This window comes from Roseovarius sp. MBR-79 (assembly GCF_053628555.1).
This window is the reverse complement of record NZ_JBRJGP010000074.1, coordinates 1-1,421: the sequence shown is the minus strand read 5'-3', so window position 1 is coordinate 1,421 and position 1,421 is coordinate 1. Positions and strand designations below refer to the sequence as shown.

Below are 1,421 nucleotides of genomic sequence, written 5' to 3'. Positions count from 1 at the left end.
TGATGAAGGGGGTGGTGCCCATGAACATGATCTCCTCCTTTCGCCTCTACTCAGGCCGCCGCGAGATCGTCCCAGGCGGGACCGAGACCGTGGGCAGTGAGGACGTGACGGAGATCGGCGAGGCGGCGGTAGAGCGCGGACCGGCTGCCGAATCCCTCGGCCGCCAGCGCGGTCACGGGGCGATGCGCCAGCGCCGCGCAGAAGCGGCGATCCTCGGCCGGGAGCCGCGCGAGGGCTGCCTGCAGGGCATGGTGAAGCTCGGTGACAGCGGCGGCGCAGCAGGTCTGGCCGTGCCAGGCGGCAAGCCCGTCGTCCTCGGTCAGCGTGTCGCCGACTGGCTCGCGGGCTCCGGCCAAGGGCACCTCGAGCGAGAGCAGCGACCCACCCTGCGCACGGCGCCGGCGGTGATGGCGCATCGCGATCCGCGAGGACTGGTTGCGCAGGACGATGTTGGCGAAGGCGCCGATGCTGCCGCGCGAGGGATCGTAGGCGGGCAAGCGGCGCAGCAGATCGACCAGGAGATCCTGGCCCAGATCCTCGCGCTCGCAGAGCGGCAGGCTCAGCTTGCGCCGAAGCCGTTGCGCCGCCGCATCGGCCTCGCGGATGATGGTTTCAATGTCGTCGGGGGTGAGTTCGATCTGCATCGCTGTGCGCCTCGGTCATCGTTTCTGATGAGCCCAAGGTGCCGGATGCGGTCGGCGCGCAGGTGGGAACGGGGTGGGAATAAGGTGAGGGTTTGGTGGGTCTGGCCCTTTGCCCAAGGCGACGAGTAGAGCGCTTCACTAGGCCCTTGTGGGTGGACTGCCTATTGTCGGGCGGGTTTTGCGTTCAGCCTACCCCGGGTAATAATAAATGGCGTCGAGCATTGCCGCCCGACACTCCCAAAGCTGTCCATCGCGATTTTCGGGCTTGTCGATATTGTACCACTCCGACGCGCGGATCACTTCCACGACTCGGTCCCAGTAATTTTCGAGGTTGAGAGTCGACTTGGCGAAGCCCATCCCATTCGCCGCGGCCACAATATTGGGATTGGAGATGCAGAGGAATACGTCGGGCCGTTTCATGGCAAGCAGGCGTGACGCCGTCGCGACGCCCCCAACTCTGCTCGAATTGGCAAACGCCTTGACAAAAAGGCTGGCAAATCGGTCGAAATGCTCTCTTGTGACCTTTCCCTTCTGTGGAATGCTGTCAACGGCGCGAGCTAGAAACCGGTCGTTCTCTGCAACGCGATTCTTGAAGTCTCCCGCGCCACGCATTGAACCGAACCAACCCCAATCTCTATCAAGCGATTCGTCACCGGCCTTTTCTTGAACCCCTATTGCACCTGGGTAATCCCCCCCGAAATTAAGGGGCTTCAAAAGTAGAATTTTCTCGGCAAGATGAACGAGGAGAATTCGAATGAAGACAAGCAGATACACTGA

Annotated in this window: 2 protein-coding genes; both read right to left on the bottom strand. The window is 62.4% G+C overall.

Translation table 11 applies throughout. From position 1 onward, the window contains the following. Positions 1-50: 50 nt before the first annotated feature. Positions 51-644, bottom strand: a complete 594-nt coding sequence (locus tag ACSSV8_RS20190; protein WP_454283678.1) for a sigma factor — start codon at positions 642-644, stop codon at positions 51-53. A gap of 189 nt (positions 645-833) precedes the next feature. After that, positions 834-1,421 (bottom strand): hypothetical protein (locus ACSSV8_RS20185; RefSeq protein ID WP_454283677.1); only part of this gene is annotated, 588 nt, incomplete at its 5' end.